Source organism: Billgrantia tianxiuensis, assembly GCF_009834345.1.
Classification (GTDB): domain Bacteria; phylum Pseudomonadota; class Gammaproteobacteria; order Pseudomonadales; family Halomonadaceae; genus Halomonas; species Halomonas tianxiuensis.
The window spans coordinates 1597080-1615050 of the sequence record NZ_CP035042.1 but is presented as its reverse complement, the minus strand read 5'-3'; the positions used below and the strand labels follow the sequence as shown (position 1 = coordinate 1615050).

Genomic DNA, 17971 nt, shown 5'->3' with positions numbered 1-17971 from the left:
GCTGGCCCGGGCATGCGCCAGGTCATGAAAAAGGGCGCCACCTTTCGGTGACGCCCCGCCTCGTATCATGCTCTTGCCGCTCAGGAGCGCTCAGCCGCGGTCTCTTGGTATCCGCGTCCGCGCAGCTGGTAGCGCAGCCAGTCGGAGACATGGGCGATCACAGCATAGAAGCTTGGCACGAACAAGCTGCCGAGTACCGCCACCGAGGCCATGCCCACCGCCACGGTGGTACCGATGTGGTGGCTGCTGACATCGCTTGCCCCACTGGCCAGCGCCAGCGGCAGGGTGCCGAAGATGAACGCCAGAGAAGTCATCACGATCGGCCGGAAGCGCAGCTCCGCCGCGGTGATGGCCGCCTCGCGGATCGACTTGCCCTGCTCCTTGCGCTGCAGCTCGGCGAACTCGACGATCAGGATGGCGTTCTTGGCCGCCAGCCCTACCACCACCAGCATGCCGATCTCCACGTAGACGCTGGTATCGAGCCCGCGCAGCACGATGCCGCCGATGCCGCCAAGGAAAGCGAAGGGCGTCGCCGTGAGCACCGCCAACGGCAGCGACCAGCTCTCGTACTGCGCCGCCAGGATCAGGAACACCATCAGGATGCCGAACACGATGGCCAGCGTGGCGGTATTGCCGAGCTGACTCTCCTGGTAGGCGGTACCGGTCCAGCCCATTCCCCAGCCGCCGCCCAAGGTCTCTTCGACGATCTCCTCCATGGCGGCGATCGCCTGGCCGGAGCTATAGCCCGGCGCGGGGCCGCCCTGGAACTGTGCCCCCAGGTAGACGCCGAAGCGCGACACCACCGCCGGCTTGGCCTGACGCTCCAAGGTGACGAACTCCGAAAGCGGTATCCGCTCGCCGTCGCCACCGCGCACGTAGACATTGCTGACGTCGTCCGGCGTCTTGCGGAAGGCATCCTCGTTTTGCAGGTAGACCTGGAAGTTGCGGTTCTGGTAGCTGAAGAAGTTGACGAAGCCGTTGCCGAAGGTATTCGACAGGGTCGCGTTCAGGTCCTCCAGCGCCACGCCGTAGCTCAATGCCTTCTGCTGGTCGATCGCTGCTCGATATCCCGGCACGTTGACGTTGAAGGTGGTGAACACCTGCTGCAGGGCGGGATGCTGGTTGGCGGCCTGCATCACCTGCACCGAGGCCTGGAACAGCTCCTGGGGCGAGGCGCCACCGAAGGACTGCAGATAGCCGGTGAAGCCGCCGGTGGTCGAGAGCCCCATGATCGGCGGCACGTTGAACGCCATCGCCGAGCCGCCGGGTATCTCCGCGCCCAGTTGCATGATCCGTCCCACCAGCTCGGTGGCGGTCAGTTCGCGCTCCTCCCAGGGCTCCATGTTGATGAACATGATCCCGCGTGCGGTATTGACCGCGCTGGAGAGGATGTCGTAGCCAGCCACCGCGGTGGAGTACTGCACCCCGGGGATCTCCTCGATGCGCGAACTCAGCTCGTCCATGTAGCGTTGGGTGCGCGCCAGGGAGGCGGAATCGGGCAACTGGACGCTGGCCAGCACGATGCCCTGGTCGGTCTCGGGCACCAGCGTCGAGGGCGTGATCTGGTAGAGCCACCAGGAGCCGCCGATGACCAGCCCGGTGAGCAGCAGCGCCAGCCCCCAGAAGCGCACCAGCGCCTTGACCAGCCGCATGTACACGGCGGTGATGCCGGCAAACAGCCGGTCGAACAGCCGTAGCGGCGTGTTGAGCGCCCGCTTCAGCTTGGATTGCCCCACTCCCTTCGGCTTGTGCTTGATGAAGATCGCCGACAGCGCCGGGGTGAAGGTCAGCGCCATCAACGCCGAGAAGGCCACCGAGATCGCCACCGTGAGGGCGAACTGCTGGTAGATCTGCCCGGTGAAGCCGCCCAGGAAAGCCACCGGCACGAACACCGCCGCCATGATCAGCGAGGTGGCGATGACCGGGCCGCCCACCTCCCGCATGGCGCGGATGGTGGCCTGGGTCACAGTGATCTCGTCGTCCTCGCTGAGCACGCGTTCGACGTTCTCCACCACCAGGATGGCGTCGTCGACCACGATGCCGATGGAGAGCACCAGAGCGAATAGCGTCAGCAGGTTGATCGAGAAGCCGAACAGGAAGAACCCGGCAAAGGTGGCCAGTACCGACACCGGCACCACCGACATCGCGATTACCGTGAAGCGCCAGTTCTGCAGGAAGATGAACAGGATCACGCCGACGATGAGGAAGGCCTCAATAAAAACATGGGTCACGGTATCCACCGAGGCGCCGATGAACAGCGTGGTGTCGTAGGGCACCACGTACTCGAGCCCCGGCGGGAAGCGCGACTCCAGCTCGGCCATGGTGTCGTGAACCGCCTGGGCCGTCTCCAGCGCATTGGCGCCGGGCTGCTGGTTGATGATGATCGGCGTCATGGTGGCACCGTTCAGCCGCGCCTCCACGCCGTAGAAGGAGGCGCCCAGCTCGATGCGCGCCACGTCGTCGAGGCGCAGCGCCGAACCGTCCGGGTTGGTGCGCAGGAAGATGTTGCGGAAGTCTTCGACGTCATTGAGGCGCCCGCCGGCGGTGATGGTATAAGTGAACGCCCGCGGATCGCGCTGGGGCGTGGCGGCCAGGCTGCCTGCCGGCACCTCGGTGTTCTGGGCACGAATGGCCCGCGCCACCTCGGTAGGAGTCAGGTCGTACTGGGCCAGCTTGTCGGGGTCCATCCATACGCGCATGGCAAACTCGCCGCCGCCGAGCACTTCCGCCTCGCCCACGCCGGGTACCTGGCGTAGCTCATCGAGAATGTTCAGCGTGGCGTAGTTCTGCATGAAGACGTTGTTGTAGTCGCCTTGCGGCGAAATCAGCGCCACCAGCATCAGGATCGAGCTGGAGCGCAGTTCCACGGTCACGCCCTGGGCCTGGACCGCCTCGGGCAGGCGCGACAACGCCCCCTGCACCCGGTTGTTGACGTTGATGGTATTGATGTCGCCGTCAGTGCCGATGTTGAACGCCACGTCGAGGCTCATCACGCCGTTGTCAGCGCTGGTCGAGGTCATGTAGAGCATGTCCTCGACGCCGTTGATCGCTTCGGCCAGCGGCGCGGCCACCGTTTGCGCCACGGTTTCGGCATCGGCGCCGGGGAACTGGGCCCGCACCGACACCGTGGGCGGCACCACGCTGGGATACTGCTCGATGGGCAGCACCCGCATGCTCACCACCCCCATCACGGTGAGGATGATCGCCAGTACCGTGGCGAAGATCGGGCGCTTGATGAAGAAGTTGGAGAAATTCATGCGTCGTCCTCGCCGCCCTCAGCGGCTTCCTCCCCCGGCATGGCCTCGGCGGCCTGCTGCTCCTGCATGGCCTCGGCAGCTTCCTGCTCGGCCTCGGCTTCGGCCTGCTCCACCGCTTCCACCAGCTCTTCCGCGTCGCCGTCAAAGGGCTGCGGGTCGATCGGCGTGCCAGGCTCGATGCCGGCCGGGTCGCCGACTACCACCTGCTCGCCAGGTTCCAGGCCATCGCGAATGATCTGCCACGGTCCTGCCACTTCGCCCAGCTCCACGGTTCGGGCCCGGGCCACATTCTCCTCGTCGAGGACGAACACCTGCGGCCCCATCAGGCCCTGGGTAATGGCGATCTCGGGCACCGCCAGCACGTCGAAGCGCTTGAGCCCATCGAGGCTGACCCGGGCAAACTGGCCAGGCAGTACCTGCGCGTCGGGGTTGGCGAAGGTGGCGCTGGCCTGGATCGTGCTGGTGCGCTCGTCGACCCGCGAACCGAGGAAATCGAGCCGCCCTTCCAGGGTTCTGGCAGCCGCGCCGCTGCCACCCGGCACGTTGAGGATGGCGCGAATCGACTCGTCACCTTGCTCGCTGAGCTGCTGACGCAGCTCGAGGGCGTCGCGCTGGGGCAGTTGGAAGCGAACTTCCAGCGGATCGAGCGGCGTGATGGTAGCCAGGACGGTACCGGGGCTCACCAGGTTGCCGACGTTGATCTGCGATAGCCCGATCACGCCCGACACCGGCGCGGTGACCTCGGCATACTCCAGGTCGATACGGGAACTGGCCAGCGCGGCCTCAGCCTGGGCCACCGCGGCACGCGCCACCCCCAGCTCGGCACGGGCCTGGTCGACCTGCTGCTGGCTCACCGAGTTCTGACTCAGCAGGCGCTCGAAGCGCTCGGCATCGCGCTGGGCGCGGGAAAGCTCGGCCTGGGCGCTCTGCAGGTTGGCCTCGTGCTGATTCACCGCCGCCTGATAGACATCCGGCTCGATGGAGAAAAGCCGCTGCCCTCTTTCGATCTGCTCGCCGGGTTCGAAATGGCGCTCCTCGAGCGTGCCGGTGATACGGGCCACGAGGGTGACTTCATCGTCGCTACGCAACAGCGAGGGATAGGACTTCTCCAGCGCGATGTCCTGGCGCTGGATGGCCACGACTTCGACGGGATGCGGTTGACGCTGCGGGGCCGCCTGCTGCTGTTGCGCCTGCGCATTCTCCTCCTGGCCACAAGCGGCCAGCAACAGGCCGGCGGCCAGACCCATCAGGGCGGCCCGGCCAAGTCGAGATATTCTTTTCATGATATGCGTCGTTTCCGTTGATTCGTCGAAGGTCGGCGAATTTTACATTCATGCGTGTATGGATGTAAATCCAAGGAAGCGGCTCACTCGTTGCGTGGCCGGCTGCGCAGAATGCGTCCTTCGGGATGAACTTCGATGCGCCCACCGCTGCCGGAGCCCACCACATCGTCACGCCACATGTCGCCACGCTCGCGCTGGTGCACGGCGTCAGGGCGTAGTGGCTCACCCGGCCGCGGAGCATGGCCCCAGGAAAAATAGGGATCGAAGAGCGCCCAGGGCAGCTCAAGGGTGAAGGCAGGATCCTGGCTACGTCGGCGCCAGTGTTCACGATGCCAGACCAGCGGAGAGAGCACCGGCTGGAAGCCGGGAGCATGGGCTCGCTCGCCGGAGCCCGGCGCAGCGGCGGCACTCACGGCGAGCCATGCCGCCAGTATCGGCGCCAGCCAGATCACTCGCCGTAATGGACTTTGCTCGTTCATGGTGCTCCCCAGCGCTGATTGCACGCCCGCCCACGGCCGGTCAGGCTTCCAGTATAGGCCGGCTCGTGACCGAGGCGAGGCGGTGTCAACACCGACAGCGCAAAGGTCAGAACCGATAGCTCAGTGAGAGTGCGCCGTGAGCGGTGCTGTTCTGCTGCTCCTCGAACTCCTTGCTGCGCCACACGTGCGCCAGGCTCACCTCCCATTGCTCCCAGCTCAGCGCCACGCCCAGCACGGCGTCGCCGACCAGTTCGCGACGCTCGACCGAGTGGCTGTCACGTACGGTATTGCCGTCGAGCAGCAGATTATGCGCCACATAGCGCCCGTGCAGGGAAGCGAAGAGATGCCAGCCGATGCCCGACGACACCGGCACCTGCCGATAGCCGCCCCGCTCCACACCGAGCGAGGGCCACCCCATGGCGTTGTCCAGCCCCTGGCCAAGACGCAGGCCGTAGCCCGTTCCGGCCTGCACCAGCAAATTGCCGAGTGAAGCCGACAGCTCCGGGCCATGTTGCAGCTCCAGCCTGCCCAACGACTGGCGATGCCACCAGTGGCGCCGGTAGGAAGCATTGAGAATGGGTTCGTTGCCCAACTGGTGCGACCAGCCGCGGGGACGCTGACTCCTGGTAAAACGATGCACTTCACGCTGAACGCGGTCGGCGGAGGTGGCGGGGCCGACCACACCGATATCGAACTGCAGCGCCTCCTCGCGCTGCCAGGCATCGCTCAATGGCTGCCGGCCATACAGGCTCAAGCCACCCAACACCAGGCCGGCGTAGGGCCGATCGTCTTCGATGAGATCGCGCCGCTCCACCTCCACCGGTGTATACATGCGATAGCTCAGGTGATAGCTCAACGCATCGATGCGGTCGAGCCAGCCCCGCGGGAGCCCGCCAGCAACGCGCTGCGTCCAGTTCTGTTCGCGCGTCGCCCGCGTCCACATGAGCGCCACGCCGGAGGTGTAGTTGTCGTCGTCGCTGCTGACCATGCCATCGTTGTCTATCTGCAGAGTCAGCACCCCTGGCCCCGCCATGGCCGGTGTCGTCACCAGCCATCCCAGCGCCAGCGTCAGCGCGCAGAGAAAACCGCCAATGCCTCGGTACATGTGTCTCTTCCTTGAGCAAGCTAACAAACATGCTTGAGTGTATGTAGCCAAAGGCAAGCCGGGCAAGCATCATCAAACGGTCTTTCGAATTTACTCCTGCTCGACTCGTCCCACGGCCCGTTCGACTGCATCCCGATAGCCGCCACCGAACAACAGCAGGTGGTTGAGCAGAGGATAGAGCTGGAACAGCGCCTCTCGTCGTGGCCAGTCGAGCGGTGCGTCGCCATCCCAGTAGGCCTCGAAAAAAGCCTCGCCGGGCGCGCCGAACAGCGTCAACATGGCGAGATCCACCTCGGGGAAATGGCGATACACCGCAGGGTCGATGACCGCCGGCCCCTGAGGCGTATGCAGCACATTGCCCGACCACAGGTCGCCGTGCAGCAGGCTCGCCGGCGCATCGGGCAGCCAGCTCTCCAGGGCGCCCGCCACGGCTTCGATACGCCCACGCAGCCGGTAGTCCAGCAGGCCGCGCTCATGACAGGCTCGAGCCAGCGGCAGCAGGCGACGCTCACGCTGGAAGACGCGGCCATCGGCGAACGGCGCATTGGGCTGCGGGGTACGGCCACAAGCGTTGTCCCGCGGCCATCCGTGCTCGCTCGCGGTGTGCAAATGCAACTGACGCAACCCCTGGCCCAGCGCCACGGCGGAGCCCGTCGAGCGCGAGCTGGATTGCAGCGCCTCCATGACCAACCAGCCGTCGCCCAGTGCCAGTACCTCGGGCACGATCAGGACAGTGATGGCCTTGCGCAGCGCCCGCAGGCCATCCGCCTCGCCGCTGAGCCGCTCGGCGTTGTCGCGCTTGACCACCACCGGTCCGCCGGAGGTTTCCAACCAGTAGACGGCGGCAATGTCGCCGCCTCCGAGCGCACGCAGCGTTCCCCGGGGCGAAAGCCCGCGCGTCTTCAGTAGTGTTTCAAGCGCCTGTTCCATGATTCTCTCCTTGATCACCAGGCCTCGATGACGACCGCGATGGAGAAACCATGCCATGTCGGAGTCAATTGCCCAAGAGGCACCCATTGGAGGTGACATATGGCGAATCGCCACGGTTCACGCGATGCGCAAGAACGCTTGCTGGCTCTGCTCGAGACACTGGTTCGAGAAACGCGACCCGACCGTAGCAATGCCGCTCCTATCGACCTGGACTCGCGCCTGGACCGCGACTTGGGACTGGACAGCCTCGCCCGATCGGAGTTGTTGCTGCGAGTGGAACAGGCCTTCGGCATTCGCCTGCCGGAATCGGCGCTGCTGGCCGAAACGCCGAAGGCACTGCTCGAACTGCTGCAGGCCCAGCCGCAGACGACCCACGTCTCGTCTGAATCGCGGGGAAAGCCTGCTCCGACTCCCCCACTCCCGCCGCCAGCGATTCCGCAGAAGACCAGCCTCATGCCGCTACTACGCTGAACGAGGCGATGGACTGGCACCTTCAGCAACACCCGCAGCGTCCTCATCTCTATCTCTATGGCGACGACGATCAGCCACAGGTGATGAGCTATGCCGACCTGGACCGGGAAGCCCAGGGCGTTGCCGCGGCCTTGGCATCACGGGGCGTCAGTCAAGGCGACCGCGTCGCGCTGATGCTGCCGACGTCTCGCGATTATTTCATCGCCTTCTTCGGTGTACTCAGGGCCGGCGCCGTGCCGGTGCCCATCTATCCCCCTGCCCGACCCGCCCAGCTCGAGGAGCATCTACGGCGCCACGGGCGCATTCTGAACAATGCCGGGGCCGGCCTGCTGATCACCGTTGCCGAAGCGCGCTCGGTGGCTCACCTGCTGCATGCCGAAGCCCCCACCTTCGCCATATCGTGACGCTCGCCGACCTTGGCGAACGGCAAGCCGACCGCGAGCCACGGCGCCCCGACCCCGACGACTTGGCCTTGCTGCAGTACACCTCCGGCAGCACCGGCGACCCCAAGGGCGTGCGGCTCACCCATGCCCAGTTGCTGGCCAACATTCGCGCCATGGGGAAACGCCTCGAAGCCACCCCGGACGATGTCTTCGTCAGTTGGTTGCCGCTCTACCACGACATGGGACTGATCGCCGCCTGGCTCGCCAGCCTCTACTACGCCATTCCGCTGGTGGTGATGTCGCCACTGACCTTCCTCTCGCATCCGCTGCGCTGGCTGGAGTTGATCGACCGCCACCGTGGCACCATCTCCGGGGCGCCCAATTTCGGTTACGAGCTGTGCCTGCGCGCCATGACGCCGGAGCGGACCCAGCATCTCGACCTGAGTAGTTGGCGGGTCGCCTTCAACGGCGCGGAGCCGGTCAGCGCTCAGACCATGGAGCAGTTCACCGAGTGCCTGGCACCCTGCGGCCTACGACACAACGCGCTGATGCCGGTCTACGGACTGGCCGAGACGGCGGTCGGGCTGTGCGTGGCCCGGCCCGGACGCGGCGTGATCGTCGACCGCGTCAATCGCGAGCGTTTCTCCCAACGCGGCGAGGCCTCGCCCGAACAGGACGCCGCGGCCGCACAGTGCTTCGTCAACTGCGGCCCTCCACTACCCGGCTATGCGCTGCGCATCGTCGATGACCAGGGTCGCGAACTCGGCGAGCGCCGAGAGGGCGACATCGAATTCAGGGGCCCCTCGGCCACCGACGGCTACTTCGACAATCCCGAGGAGAGCGAGAAGCTGCGCCACGGCGACTGGCTGCGCACCGGCGACCGCGGTTATCTCGCCGACGGCGACCTGCACATCAGTGGGCGTCGCAAGGACGTACTGGTACGCGGCGGCCGCAACATCTACCCCTACGACATCGAATCCGCCGTCGGCCGCCTGGAAGGTATCCGCAAGGGGTGCGTGGCAGTATTCGGCGATCCCGACCCCGAGACTGGCGTCGAGTCGCTGGTCGTGGTGGCCGAAACCCAGGAGCAAGACCCAGCGCGGCGTCGCGAGCTGCAACGCGCCATCGCCGATACCGTGGTCGATATCGTCAACGTGCCGGCCGACGAGATCTGCCTGGTGCCACCTCACTCCGTGCTCAAGACCTCCAGCGGCAAGATCCGCCGTGCCGCGACTCGTGAGCATTACCGCCAGGGCTGCCTCGGTGAGCGCGCTCCCCCACTCTGGCGGCAATTGACCCGCTTGACACTGCGTGCCGGCTTCAAGCGGCTGCTGCAGGCTCTCGGCAGGGTTGGCGATTGGGCTTATTACATCTATGCATGGTCGATCTTCGGCCTGGGCCTCAGCCTGTTCGCGTTGGTCGGCCTACTCCTGCCGCGGCTGACCTGGCGCTGGCGGCTGGCCCATTACCTCACTCGCGGCATGGCCGCCCTGGGCGGCATACGCTTGGCGGCGCATGGCCTGGAGCAACTGCCCCGCGAGCGCCCTTTCGTGCTGGTCGCCAACCACGCCAGCTACCTGGACGTGCTGGTGCTCACCGCCGCCCTGCCATGCAGTCTGCGTTACCTGGCCAAGGAGGAGCTTGAGCGCCGTCTCCTGACTCGCCTGCCGCTGAGCCATATGGGCGCACTGTTCGTCGAGCGCTTCGACCCACGCCAGGCGGAACGGGACATGCAGGAGGTGGAACAGGCCGTGATAGCCGGCGACACGCTCGCCATCTTTCCCGAAGGTACCTTCCATGCCGAACCCGGCCTCGACGATTTCCACATGGGCGCCTTTCTCACCGCCGCTCATGCCGGCGTGCCAGTAGTTCCGGTGGCCATTCGGGGAACGCGCCAGCTGCTGCGGGGCAAGGAGTGGCGCCCGCATCCCGGCAAGGTCTCGCTGCATGTGGGCGCACCGCTGATGCCCGACGGCAGCGACTGGAACGCGGCGCTGCGGCTCAAACGCGACGCCCGTGACTTCATCCTTCGCCATTGCGGCGAGGCTAGCCGGGCTCGATGAAAGGCCAGGCAAAAAAGCCACCCCGAAGGGTGGCAAGCCAATGCGCCCCGCACTCGTGCGTATCACTCGGGTAGCAGCACGCCATCGATGACATGGATCACGCCATTGCTGGCCTCGATGTCGGCCTGGATCACGGTGGCGTCGTTGACCATCACACTTCCGTCCATGGTGGTAATGGTGATGTCCTGGCCTTGTACAGTAGTTGCACTATCGAGATTGATGGCATCCGCGGCCATGACCTTACCCGGCACCACGTGATAGGTCAGCACGGACTGGAGCTGCTCGCGATTCTCGGGAAGCAGCAACGCCTCCACGGTGCCTTCGGGCAGGGCGGCAAAGGCCTCGTCGGTGGGAGCAAAAACGGTGAAGGGACCCTCGCCCTTGAGGGTCTCCACCAGCCCCGCCGCGTCCAGCGCGGCCGCCAAGGTTTCGAACTGCCCCGCCGCGACGGCGGTATCGACGATGTCTTTCTCCGCGTCATGGCTGCCGGCCTGTACGGCACCTGCCAGCACCACACCCAACACACCCGCGGCAGCTACCCATTTGACTGTTTGCATCGTTGCACTCCTCAAGCGAACGTTGGAGGGTTTGGATCTTGAACACCAAACCCTATACGAGAAAATAGTACACGTATAAGTTATGAACAACTTTTTTATTCCGACGCACGAAACCAGTCCTGGCGTCTGCTGACGTCGGAGCGGCTGTATGGCACAAAGGAGTGGGGAGTGCCCGACGAGGCGAGCCCTAGGGCACGAAGTACAGCATGGATTCGCGACACAGGAGAGAAAGATGTACAAGCTTGCCTTCTTCGTTCCGCTGGCAGATGCCGAAGCGGTCAAGGAAGCGGTGTTCGTCACCGGCGCCGGACGCATCGGCGACTACGAAGCCTGCTGCTTCGAGACCCGAGGCACCGGCCAGTTTCGCCCGCTGGATGGCGCGAGCCCCCACATCGGCCAGGTTGGTGACTTGGAGAAAGTGGAGGAACTGAAGGTGGAACTGGTCTGCGAGGATCACCTCATCCGTGATGCAGTCGAGGCCCTGCGGGCCGCGCATCCCTATGAGGAGCCGGCCTTCGACGTATGGAAGCTGGAGCGTTTTTGATACCGCAGCGCCTGCCCGGCCAGTTCCCGCGGCAGGCGCAGCATCCGGCTGGCCACCCGACCTGGCAATCACAACAGGGCCGTTGTTCGCATAACGAATTCCATTGCATGTTGCCTGTCAGTGCGGCATCTTGAATTTTACGTTTCCTGCGCACGCCAGTGAGACGGGCTTATAACAAGATCAAGAGGTAGGAAGCTTGCCAGAGTGCGCGCGAAGGGGGTTCGGCCGGCTCCGCTTCAAGATGGTAGCAGCGGCGTTGTGTTCGGTCATCGTCGTCAGTGTCATTGGTTGGATCGGACTGTCCTATACCAATCAGGTCGCCACGGTCGTTACCCGAACCACCGACACTCAATACCCCTTACTGACCAATGCGATGAGCGCCTCCAACGCCATGCGCACGCTGACGAGGACGGCCCGGGACATCAGAACGTCGTGCGATCGAGCAGACGGTTCGCACCGAGCCAAATTGGAGGGCGGGCTCTCGACCGAGTTCGCCGCCATTGACGCGCTCGCTGACTTCCTGCGGCACACCGATGCACTCGACACTGAACGAACGGTCCGCGCCGCAAAAGACGAACTGGAACTGACGATCAGCAATCTCTCCTCACTGTGCGATACCCGCGAAACACTGCAGATCAGTTTCGAAGAACAGCGACAGCAGGCACTTGCGACCGTAGCGGAGCTGGACGAGCTGGTCCAGTCGATGCACTCCTACGCAGGAACGGTGTTCCAGCCGGCACGGACTGAATCGAACGAGCAGGATGCCCCCTCGCTGGAAGCCGCCCTGCACCTGGCCCACATCAGCATTCATCTGGCCCGATTGAGCAAGGATCTGGCTCGGGCCCACACCAGCCAGGCTCTGGGATACACCAGAGATCAGGAGGCGCACCTGGATATTCTGGCGGCGCTTGAAGGCGAACGCGATTTCCTGGGGGCTGCGTTCCCGGCTCAGGACATCGAAGCGCTGATTGCCCGCCTCTCCAACATCCTGACCGCTCCGGGCGGCCTTCACGATGCCTGGCGTCGGACACGACTGTTCGATTCCGGCATGGCTGCCCAGATACTGATGGTGAGCCGGGCCGATAACGCTTTGGCCGCCGTGTTGCGAAACCTGGAAAACGATGCCCGGATTCAATACCGCGAAGCGACCAAGGCGATCGACGACAAGATAGTGGAATCCCGCTTCGTGGTCGCTCTGGTGGCGGCCTCCAGCTCACTGATGCTGCTCGTCGCCGGCTTGGTGTTCGCTTCGCGCCTGACCCGGCCGGTGGAACGCTTGACCACCCACGTCGAACACCTGCGCCGGACCGATGACCTCAACCAGCAGACCCCGCTGAGGCTGGTGACCCGTTCCGATGAAATCGGCACCCTGGCGCAATCGTTCGAACAACTGATCCTGGAACTCTCCAATGCGCGCCGTCGGCTGGAAGAGGAGTCCCGACAGAACATTCGCATCCAGTACGATCGCCTGACAGCGGCGATCGAGAGCATTCCTCAGGGTTTGTGCCTGACGGATGCCGACGGACGCCTGTTGATGATCAACACCCGCTTCCTGCAGCTGTACGACCTGACACCAGGACAGGTGCATACGGGCATGTCGTTGCGGGAGCTGAGCAAGCTGTGCCGTGAGCAGGGCGCCCGATGGCTGCAACAACCGGAGAGCGAGCAAGAACCGGCGCTTCGCGACACCTACTTGGTGCCCCAAATGTTGGACTTCCGCAATGAACGGACTGTCGTCGTACAGGTGGCGGATACGCCGGAAGGTGGGCTCGTTTCCGTGCATGAGGACATCACCGAGCGGCGCAAGCAGGAAGAGCAGATCACTCGCCTGGCACATCACGACACCTTGACCGGGCTCGCCAACCGCACCCTGTTCCGCAAAAAACTGGCGGCCGCCCAGGCAGAACAGGAAGGAGAACGAGACGTGGCCTTGCTGTGCCTCGACCTCGACGATTTCAAGTCGGTGAACGATTCGTTGGGGCATCCCGTCGGCGATCGGCTGTTGGTTCAAATCGGCGAGCGATTGAGGCACTGCCTCAGCGATACCGACCGTGTTGCGCGGTTGGGCGGTGACGAGTTCGCCGTGCTGTTGACCGAGAACGTGACGCCGGACCGGGTAACGCAGATGGCAAACAAGGTGATTGAACGGCTCGGCCGGCCTTACTGGGTGGAGGGGCACACCATCGTTACCGGCGTATCGATCGGCATCGCCATCGCACCCCGGAACGATTTCGATCCGGACGTGCTGCTGAAACGAGCTGACATCGCCTTGTTTCGCGCCAAGCAGGATGGGCGCAGTACCTACCGCTATTTCGAACCGGAAATGGATGACCACATCCAGGCACGGCGCTTACTGGAAATGGACCTGCGCAACGCCATCGAACACGAGAAAATGGAGCTGCACTATCAACCGCAAGTCAGCCTTGACGATGAGTCCCTTCGAGGCTTCGAAGCGTTGCTGCGTTGGCGGCACCCAGAACGAGGATTCGTATCGCCCGCGGAGTTCGTCGTCATGGCTGAGGAGATCGGTCTGATCGATCGACTTGGAAACTGGGTCTTGAGACGTGCCTGCCAGGATGCGTTGCATTGGCCGGAGGACATCTCTATCGCCGTCAACCTGTCCCCGGTGCAGTTCCGCAACGAGGCCTTTCTGGATGAGGTGCGTAATGCCCTTGCGGCATCTGGTCTGAACCCGACACGGTTGGTACTGGAAATCACCGAAGGAGTGCTGCTGGAAGATACCGATCACAACCTCAGTCTACTGGAAGCGCTGAGAAATATTGGCGTGCAAATTGCCATGGACGACTTCGGCACAGGCTATTCCAGCCTGGGCTACCTGTGCAAGTTCCGGTTCGACAAGGTCAAGATCGACCGGTCCTTCGTGAACGGCATGCTCATTTCACGCGACAGTCATGCCGTGGTTCACGCCATTTGCGGTCTGTGCACATCGCTGGGCATCGAAACCATTGCCGAAGGAGTCGAGTCCAGCCAGCAAGTCGATGCATTGCGACAGCTGGGTTGCAAGCAGAGCCAGGGTTATTACTACGCGAAAGCCGTGCCACTGGCCGAGACGCTGGACTTCGTGGAATGAAGGGGCCTGTAATGAACGCGAACACCATTCCCCGACGTGAATTCATCAAGCGCACGGTCGGCGCCTTCGCGCTCACGCTGGTCAGCCCAATATGCTTTGGCGAGGCAAAACCCCTGCGTTTCAGCGGCTGGGGCTCGGCCGATCGGGCCCGGATAACGAATGAAGCCTTCGCTCTGTTCGAGGCCGCCCACCCCGATATCCGGGCGGAGGCGGTGTTTACCGATTGGTTGGACTACTGGTTGCGACTGTCGACACTCGTAGCGCTCGGCGATACCCCCGACCTGATCCAGATGGATTACCGCTATCTCGAAGAATATGCCCGCAGCAGGGTCATCGAACCACTGGACCCGTTCCTGGGCAACCTGCTCGATATCGATTCCTTCGGCGAACACAACATCGGTTCCTGTCGGGTCGATGGGCGCCTGTATGGCGTCAACCTGGGCATCAATGCCAGCGCTGCCCTCGTCGATCAGGGGCGGTGGCAGGAAGCCGGGATCGAACCGCCTTCCCTAGGGGAAAGCTGGCAGACATTCCACGACAAATGCGTTCGGTTTGCCGCCGGCACGCCCAGACAACACTACTACCCGACCATGGATGCCAGCGGCCAGGAATCGGCATTCGAAGCCTGGCTCCTGCAGCAGGGCAAGAGTTTGTACGGATCCCATGGCCAGCTCGGCTTCGAGGCGGCGGATGCAACCGACTGGTTCGACTATTGGGCGGAATTGCGTGCCAAGCGGGCATGCGTTCCGGTCGACGTCCAGATCCTCTACCGAAACTCCATCGAAACGTCACCGCTGATCCTGGGCTATTCCGCGCTGGATTTCGCGCATTCGAACATGATGCTGAGCTACCAGCAGCAGATCGGCCGACCGTTGGGCATCACCGCCTGCCCGGTGACGCCCGAAGGTCAACCCGGCCACTACTACAAACCATCGCAGATGCTATCCATTGCGGCCGGACTGGATGCGGACAGGAAACACCGGGCCGTCGAGCTGGCGAATTTTCTGGTCATGGATCCCACTGCGGTGAAGGTGTTGGGCGTGGATCGGGGTATACCGGCCTCCTCGGACATGCGTCTGCAGTTGGCACCGACATTGGACGACGTCGGTCGAGCAACTTTGACCTACATCGATGACCTGGAACCCTACGTCGGCCCCCTGCCACCCGTTCCCCCTTCCGGCGCAGGCGAAATCGCTATCGTGCTGCAACGGATCAGCCACGAAATCGGCTACGGGGTTTCGTCTACGCTACAAGGCGGTCGGCAGTTGGTTGAAGAGGCCCGCGCCATCCTGGCTCGATAGAGGTAAGCCGCCGGGAAGCCGTGATCAGCCCAGCCGCTCCGCGATGCGCCGCTCGAGCTGCTCCTGATCCTCGGCGAAGCGACGGATGCCTTCGGCCAGTTTATCGTTGGCCATGGCGTCCTGATTGTGCTGCCAGCGGAACACGGGCTCGGTAAGCGCCGCTGGACGCTCGACGCGGGATGGGAACATCACTCGCTTGTCGACGTCGCCCTCCTGCGAGGCCAGCTCTTCCAGCAACGCCGGGGAGATCGTCAGGCGATGGCAGCCGGCCAGCGCCAGTACCTGGCCGCTGGTGCGAAAGCTCGCCCCCATCACTACGGTGTCATAGCCTCCACGACCGGCGCGTTCACACACGCTGCGCACGAACTGCACACCGGGATCCTCATCCGGCGCGTACTCCTTGCCGGTCTCCTTCTTGTACCAGTCGGTGACCCGGCCGACGAACGGCGAGATTAGGAACACACCGGCATCAAAGCAGGCCTGGGCCTGGGCCTCGCTGAACAGCAGCGTGAGGTTGCAGTTGATGCCTTCCCGCTCGAGTCGTTCGGCGGCTCGAATGCCCTCCCAGGTGGAAGCCAGCTTGATCAGCACCCGCTCGCGGCCGACGCCTCGGCGCTCGTACAGCTCGATCAGCTCATGGGCCTTGCGCACGCAGGCCTCGGTATCGAAGGAGAGCTTGGCGGCCACTTCGGTGGAGACCCGTCCCGGTACCAGCCGGGTGATTTCCGTCCCCTTGGCCACTGCCAGGCGATCCACGGCGCGCTCGACCCGGGCCTGCAGGCCACCGGCTTCGGCCTTGACCGCGGCGAGCTCTTCGTCGATCAGCGCCTGGTAGCCCGGCAGATCAAAGGCCTTGAGCAGCAGCGAGGGATTGGTGGTGGCATCCTGAGGCCGGTAGCGGCGGATGGCGTCGAGATCGCCGGTGTCGGCGACGACCAGCGAATGACGCCGAAGGTTGTCGAGTCGAGTCGTCATGGGGCTTCTCCGTGGGCTGCAGTTGAAGTTGGAGTGGGTCAGGCCGGAATGCCGTGCTGGGCAGACAGCGCCTCGCGATAGCGGGCGTAGACGGTCTCGTAGGCGCGCACGCTGGTTGCCTTCGGTTCGGCCAGCGAGGCCCCGTCGAGATGTACCAGGCGCTCGCACAGCGCTGCCAGCGATGCGTCCTGGCGCTCGCACCAGGCCGCCTGGAGCGCCGCCCCCAGTGCGGCGGCATCGGTCACTTGCGGGCAGATCACCTGGGTCGCCGTCACGTCGGCCACCATCTGGCGCCACAGCGGGCTCTTGGCGCCGCCGCCGATCAAGCGGATCTGGCTGGCGCCGGCAGCCAGCGGGCCGAGCAGCTCGAGGCCGTAGCGCAGGCCGAAGGTGGCGCTCTCCACCACCGCCCGGCACAGGTTGGCCTGGGTCAGGTTGCGACTGTCGAGCCCCAGGAAGCTGGCCGTGGCGTGCGGCAGCGACGGCACCCGCTCGCCGTTGAAGAACGGTAGTACCGTCACCCCCTCGGCGCCGATGGGAGCTGCGGCCAGGCGCTCGCCGAAGGCGGCCAGGTCGAGGTCGAACAGCTCGCGCACCAGGGTGCTGGCGGAGGTCACGTTCATGGTGCAGATCAGCGGCAGCCAGCCGCCGTGGCTGGCGCAGAAGTTGGCCACCATGTCGCTCTCGGCGCGCACCGACTCGGGCGAATAGGCGCACACCGTGCCCGAGGTGCCGAGGCTCAGGGTAACGATGCCGGGTGCAATGTTGCCGGTGCCGATGGCGCCGAGCATATTGTCGCCTCCCCCGCTCGCGACCAGCACACCCTCACCCAGCCCCAGCTCGCGGGCCACCTCCGGGCGCAGCGTACCGGCCGGCTCGCGCGAGTCGATCAGCCGCGGCAGTACGTGCGAGGGATCGAGTTCCGGGGCGATCGCAGCGAAGACGTCACGGCGCCAGCGCCGCGAGCGGGTATCGAAGTAGCCGGTACCGGAAGCATCGCCCGCCTCCGCCACCTTCTCGCCGGTGAGCCAGTAGTTGAGGTAGTCGTGGGGCAGCAGGATGGTGTCGATACGTCGATAGGCAGCAGGGTTCGTATCGCGCAGCCAGGCGAGCTTGGAAGCGGTGTAGCCGGTCTGCAGCACCAGGCCGAGCTTTTCGAGACAGCCCGCCGCCCCGCCCAGGCGTTGGACCAGTGCCGCATTGTGCGCTGCCGTCTCGGTGTCGCACCACAGCTTGGCGGGATACACCGGTAGGCCCTCGGCATCCAGCGCTACCATGCCGTGCTGCTGGCCGGAGACGCCAATGGCACGGATCGCCCCGCGAGCAATGCCGGCCCGGTTCATGGCCTCCTCGAAGGCGCCGCGGAAGGCCTCGATCCACTCCTCCGGTGCCTGCTCGCGACGCCCGTTCGCTCCCTCCACCAAGCGATGGGGACGACTCGCCTCGGCGAGGATCGCCTCGCCCTCGACGTCGACCACCACCACCTTGGTGCTCTGGGTACCGCAATCCACCCCGATGTACATGCCGCCGCT

The 17971-nt window shown here is 64.6% G+C and carries 14 protein-coding genes; 6 read left to right on the top strand and 8 right to left on the bottom strand.

All coding sequences use genetic code 11. From position 1 onward, the window contains the following. Window positions 1–80: 80 nt before the first annotated feature. From EKK97_RS07540 to EKK97_RS07520, 5 genes are all read right to left on the bottom strand, one after another. Window positions 81–3257, bottom strand: coding sequence for an efflux RND transporter permease subunit (locus EKK97_RS07540; RefSeq protein WP_159550817.1), 3177 nt, complete (start codon window positions 3255–3257; stop codon window positions 81–83). Continuing rightward, window positions 3254–4540 (bottom strand): efflux RND transporter periplasmic adaptor subunit, encoded by a 1287-nt coding sequence (locus EKK97_RS07535; RefSeq protein WP_159550815.1) that lies wholly within the window; start codon window positions 4538–4540, stop codon window positions 3254–3256. The genes EKK97_RS07540 and EKK97_RS07535 overlap by 4 nt, the downstream gene beginning before the upstream one ends. 83 nt (window positions 4541–4623) lie before the next feature. After that, window positions 4624–5019, bottom strand: coding sequence for a hypothetical protein (locus EKK97_RS07530; RefSeq protein WP_159550813.1), 396 nt, complete (start codon window positions 5017–5019; stop codon window positions 4624–4626). Between the two features lie 106 nt (window positions 5020–5125). Next, the gene (locus tag EKK97_RS07525; RefSeq protein ID WP_159550811.1) at window positions 5126–6124 is read right to left on the bottom strand and encodes a lipid A deacylase LpxR family protein; all 999 of its coding nucleotides are present in this window, start codon (window positions 6122–6124) and stop codon (window positions 5126–5128) included. Window positions 6125–6214: 90 nt separating this feature from the next. Continuing rightward, on the bottom strand, window positions 6215–7054 hold the full coding sequence (locus EKK97_RS07520; protein ID WP_159550809.1) for a fructosamine kinase family protein: 840 nt from the start codon (window positions 7052–7054) through the stop codon (window positions 6215–6217). A 99-nt stretch (window positions 7055–7153) separates the two neighbouring features. Here EKK97_RS07520 and EKK97_RS23665 point away from each other — a divergent pair, with 99 nt between their 5' ends. From EKK97_RS23665 to EKK97_RS25350, 3 genes are read left to right on the top strand one after another with little or no spacing between them, the layout of a single operon-like run. Then, the gene (locus EKK97_RS23665) at window positions 7154–7525 is read left to right on the top strand and encodes an acyl carrier protein (RefSeq protein WP_201297032.1); all 372 of its coding nucleotides are present in this window, start codon (window positions 7154–7156) and stop codon (window positions 7523–7525) included. A gap of 8 nt (window positions 7526–7533) precedes the next feature. Next, a complete protein-coding gene (locus EKK97_RS25355) occupies window positions 7534–7929 on the top strand; it encodes an AMP-binding protein (protein WP_201297031.1) in 396 nt (131 codons plus the stop codon). Continuing rightward, the gene (locus EKK97_RS25350) at window positions 7926–9971 is read left to right on the top strand and encodes an AMP-binding protein (protein WP_201297030.1); all 2046 of its coding nucleotides are present in this window, start codon (window positions 7926–7928) and stop codon (window positions 9969–9971) included. The genes EKK97_RS25355 and EKK97_RS25350 overlap by 4 nt, the downstream gene beginning before the upstream one ends. A 62-nt stretch (window positions 9972–10033) precedes the next feature. Here the strand turns inward: EKK97_RS25350 and EKK97_RS07510 are convergent, their stop codons facing one another. Further along, window positions 10034–10528 (bottom strand): fasciclin domain-containing protein, encoded by a 495-nt coding sequence (locus tag EKK97_RS07510; protein WP_159550807.1) that lies wholly within the window; start codon window positions 10526–10528, stop codon window positions 10034–10036. A gap of 232 nt (window positions 10529–10760) precedes the next feature. Here EKK97_RS07510 and EKK97_RS07505 point away from each other — a divergent pair, with 232 nt between their 5' ends. From EKK97_RS07505 to EKK97_RS07495, 3 genes are all read left to right on the top strand, one after another. Next, entirely contained in the window at window positions 10761–11072 is a 312-nt protein-coding gene (locus EKK97_RS07505) for a YqfO family protein (protein WP_159550805.1), read from the top strand. 256 nt (window positions 11073–11328) lie between these two features. After that, window positions 11329–14163, top strand: a complete 2835-nt coding sequence (locus EKK97_RS07500) for an EAL domain-containing protein (protein WP_159550803.1) — start codon at window positions 11329–11331, stop codon at window positions 14161–14163. Window positions 14164–14174: 11 nt separating this feature from the next. Further along, entirely contained in the window at window positions 14175–15464 is a 1290-nt protein-coding gene (locus EKK97_RS07495) for an ABC transporter substrate-binding protein (protein ID WP_159550801.1), read from the top strand. Window positions 15465–15488: 24 nt separating this feature from the next. Here the strand turns inward: EKK97_RS07495 and tal are convergent, their stop codons facing one another. Beyond that, window positions 15489–16439 (bottom strand): transaldolase, encoded by a 951-nt coding sequence (tal, locus tag EKK97_RS07490; RefSeq protein WP_159550799.1) that lies wholly within the window; start codon window positions 16437–16439, stop codon window positions 15489–15491. A gap of 38 nt (window positions 16440–16477) precedes the next feature. After that, a complete protein-coding gene (gene xylB, locus EKK97_RS07485) occupies window positions 16478–17962 on the bottom strand; it encodes a xylulokinase (RefSeq protein WP_159550797.1) in 1485 nt (494 codons plus the stop codon). Window positions 17963–17971 lie beyond the last annotated feature (9 nt).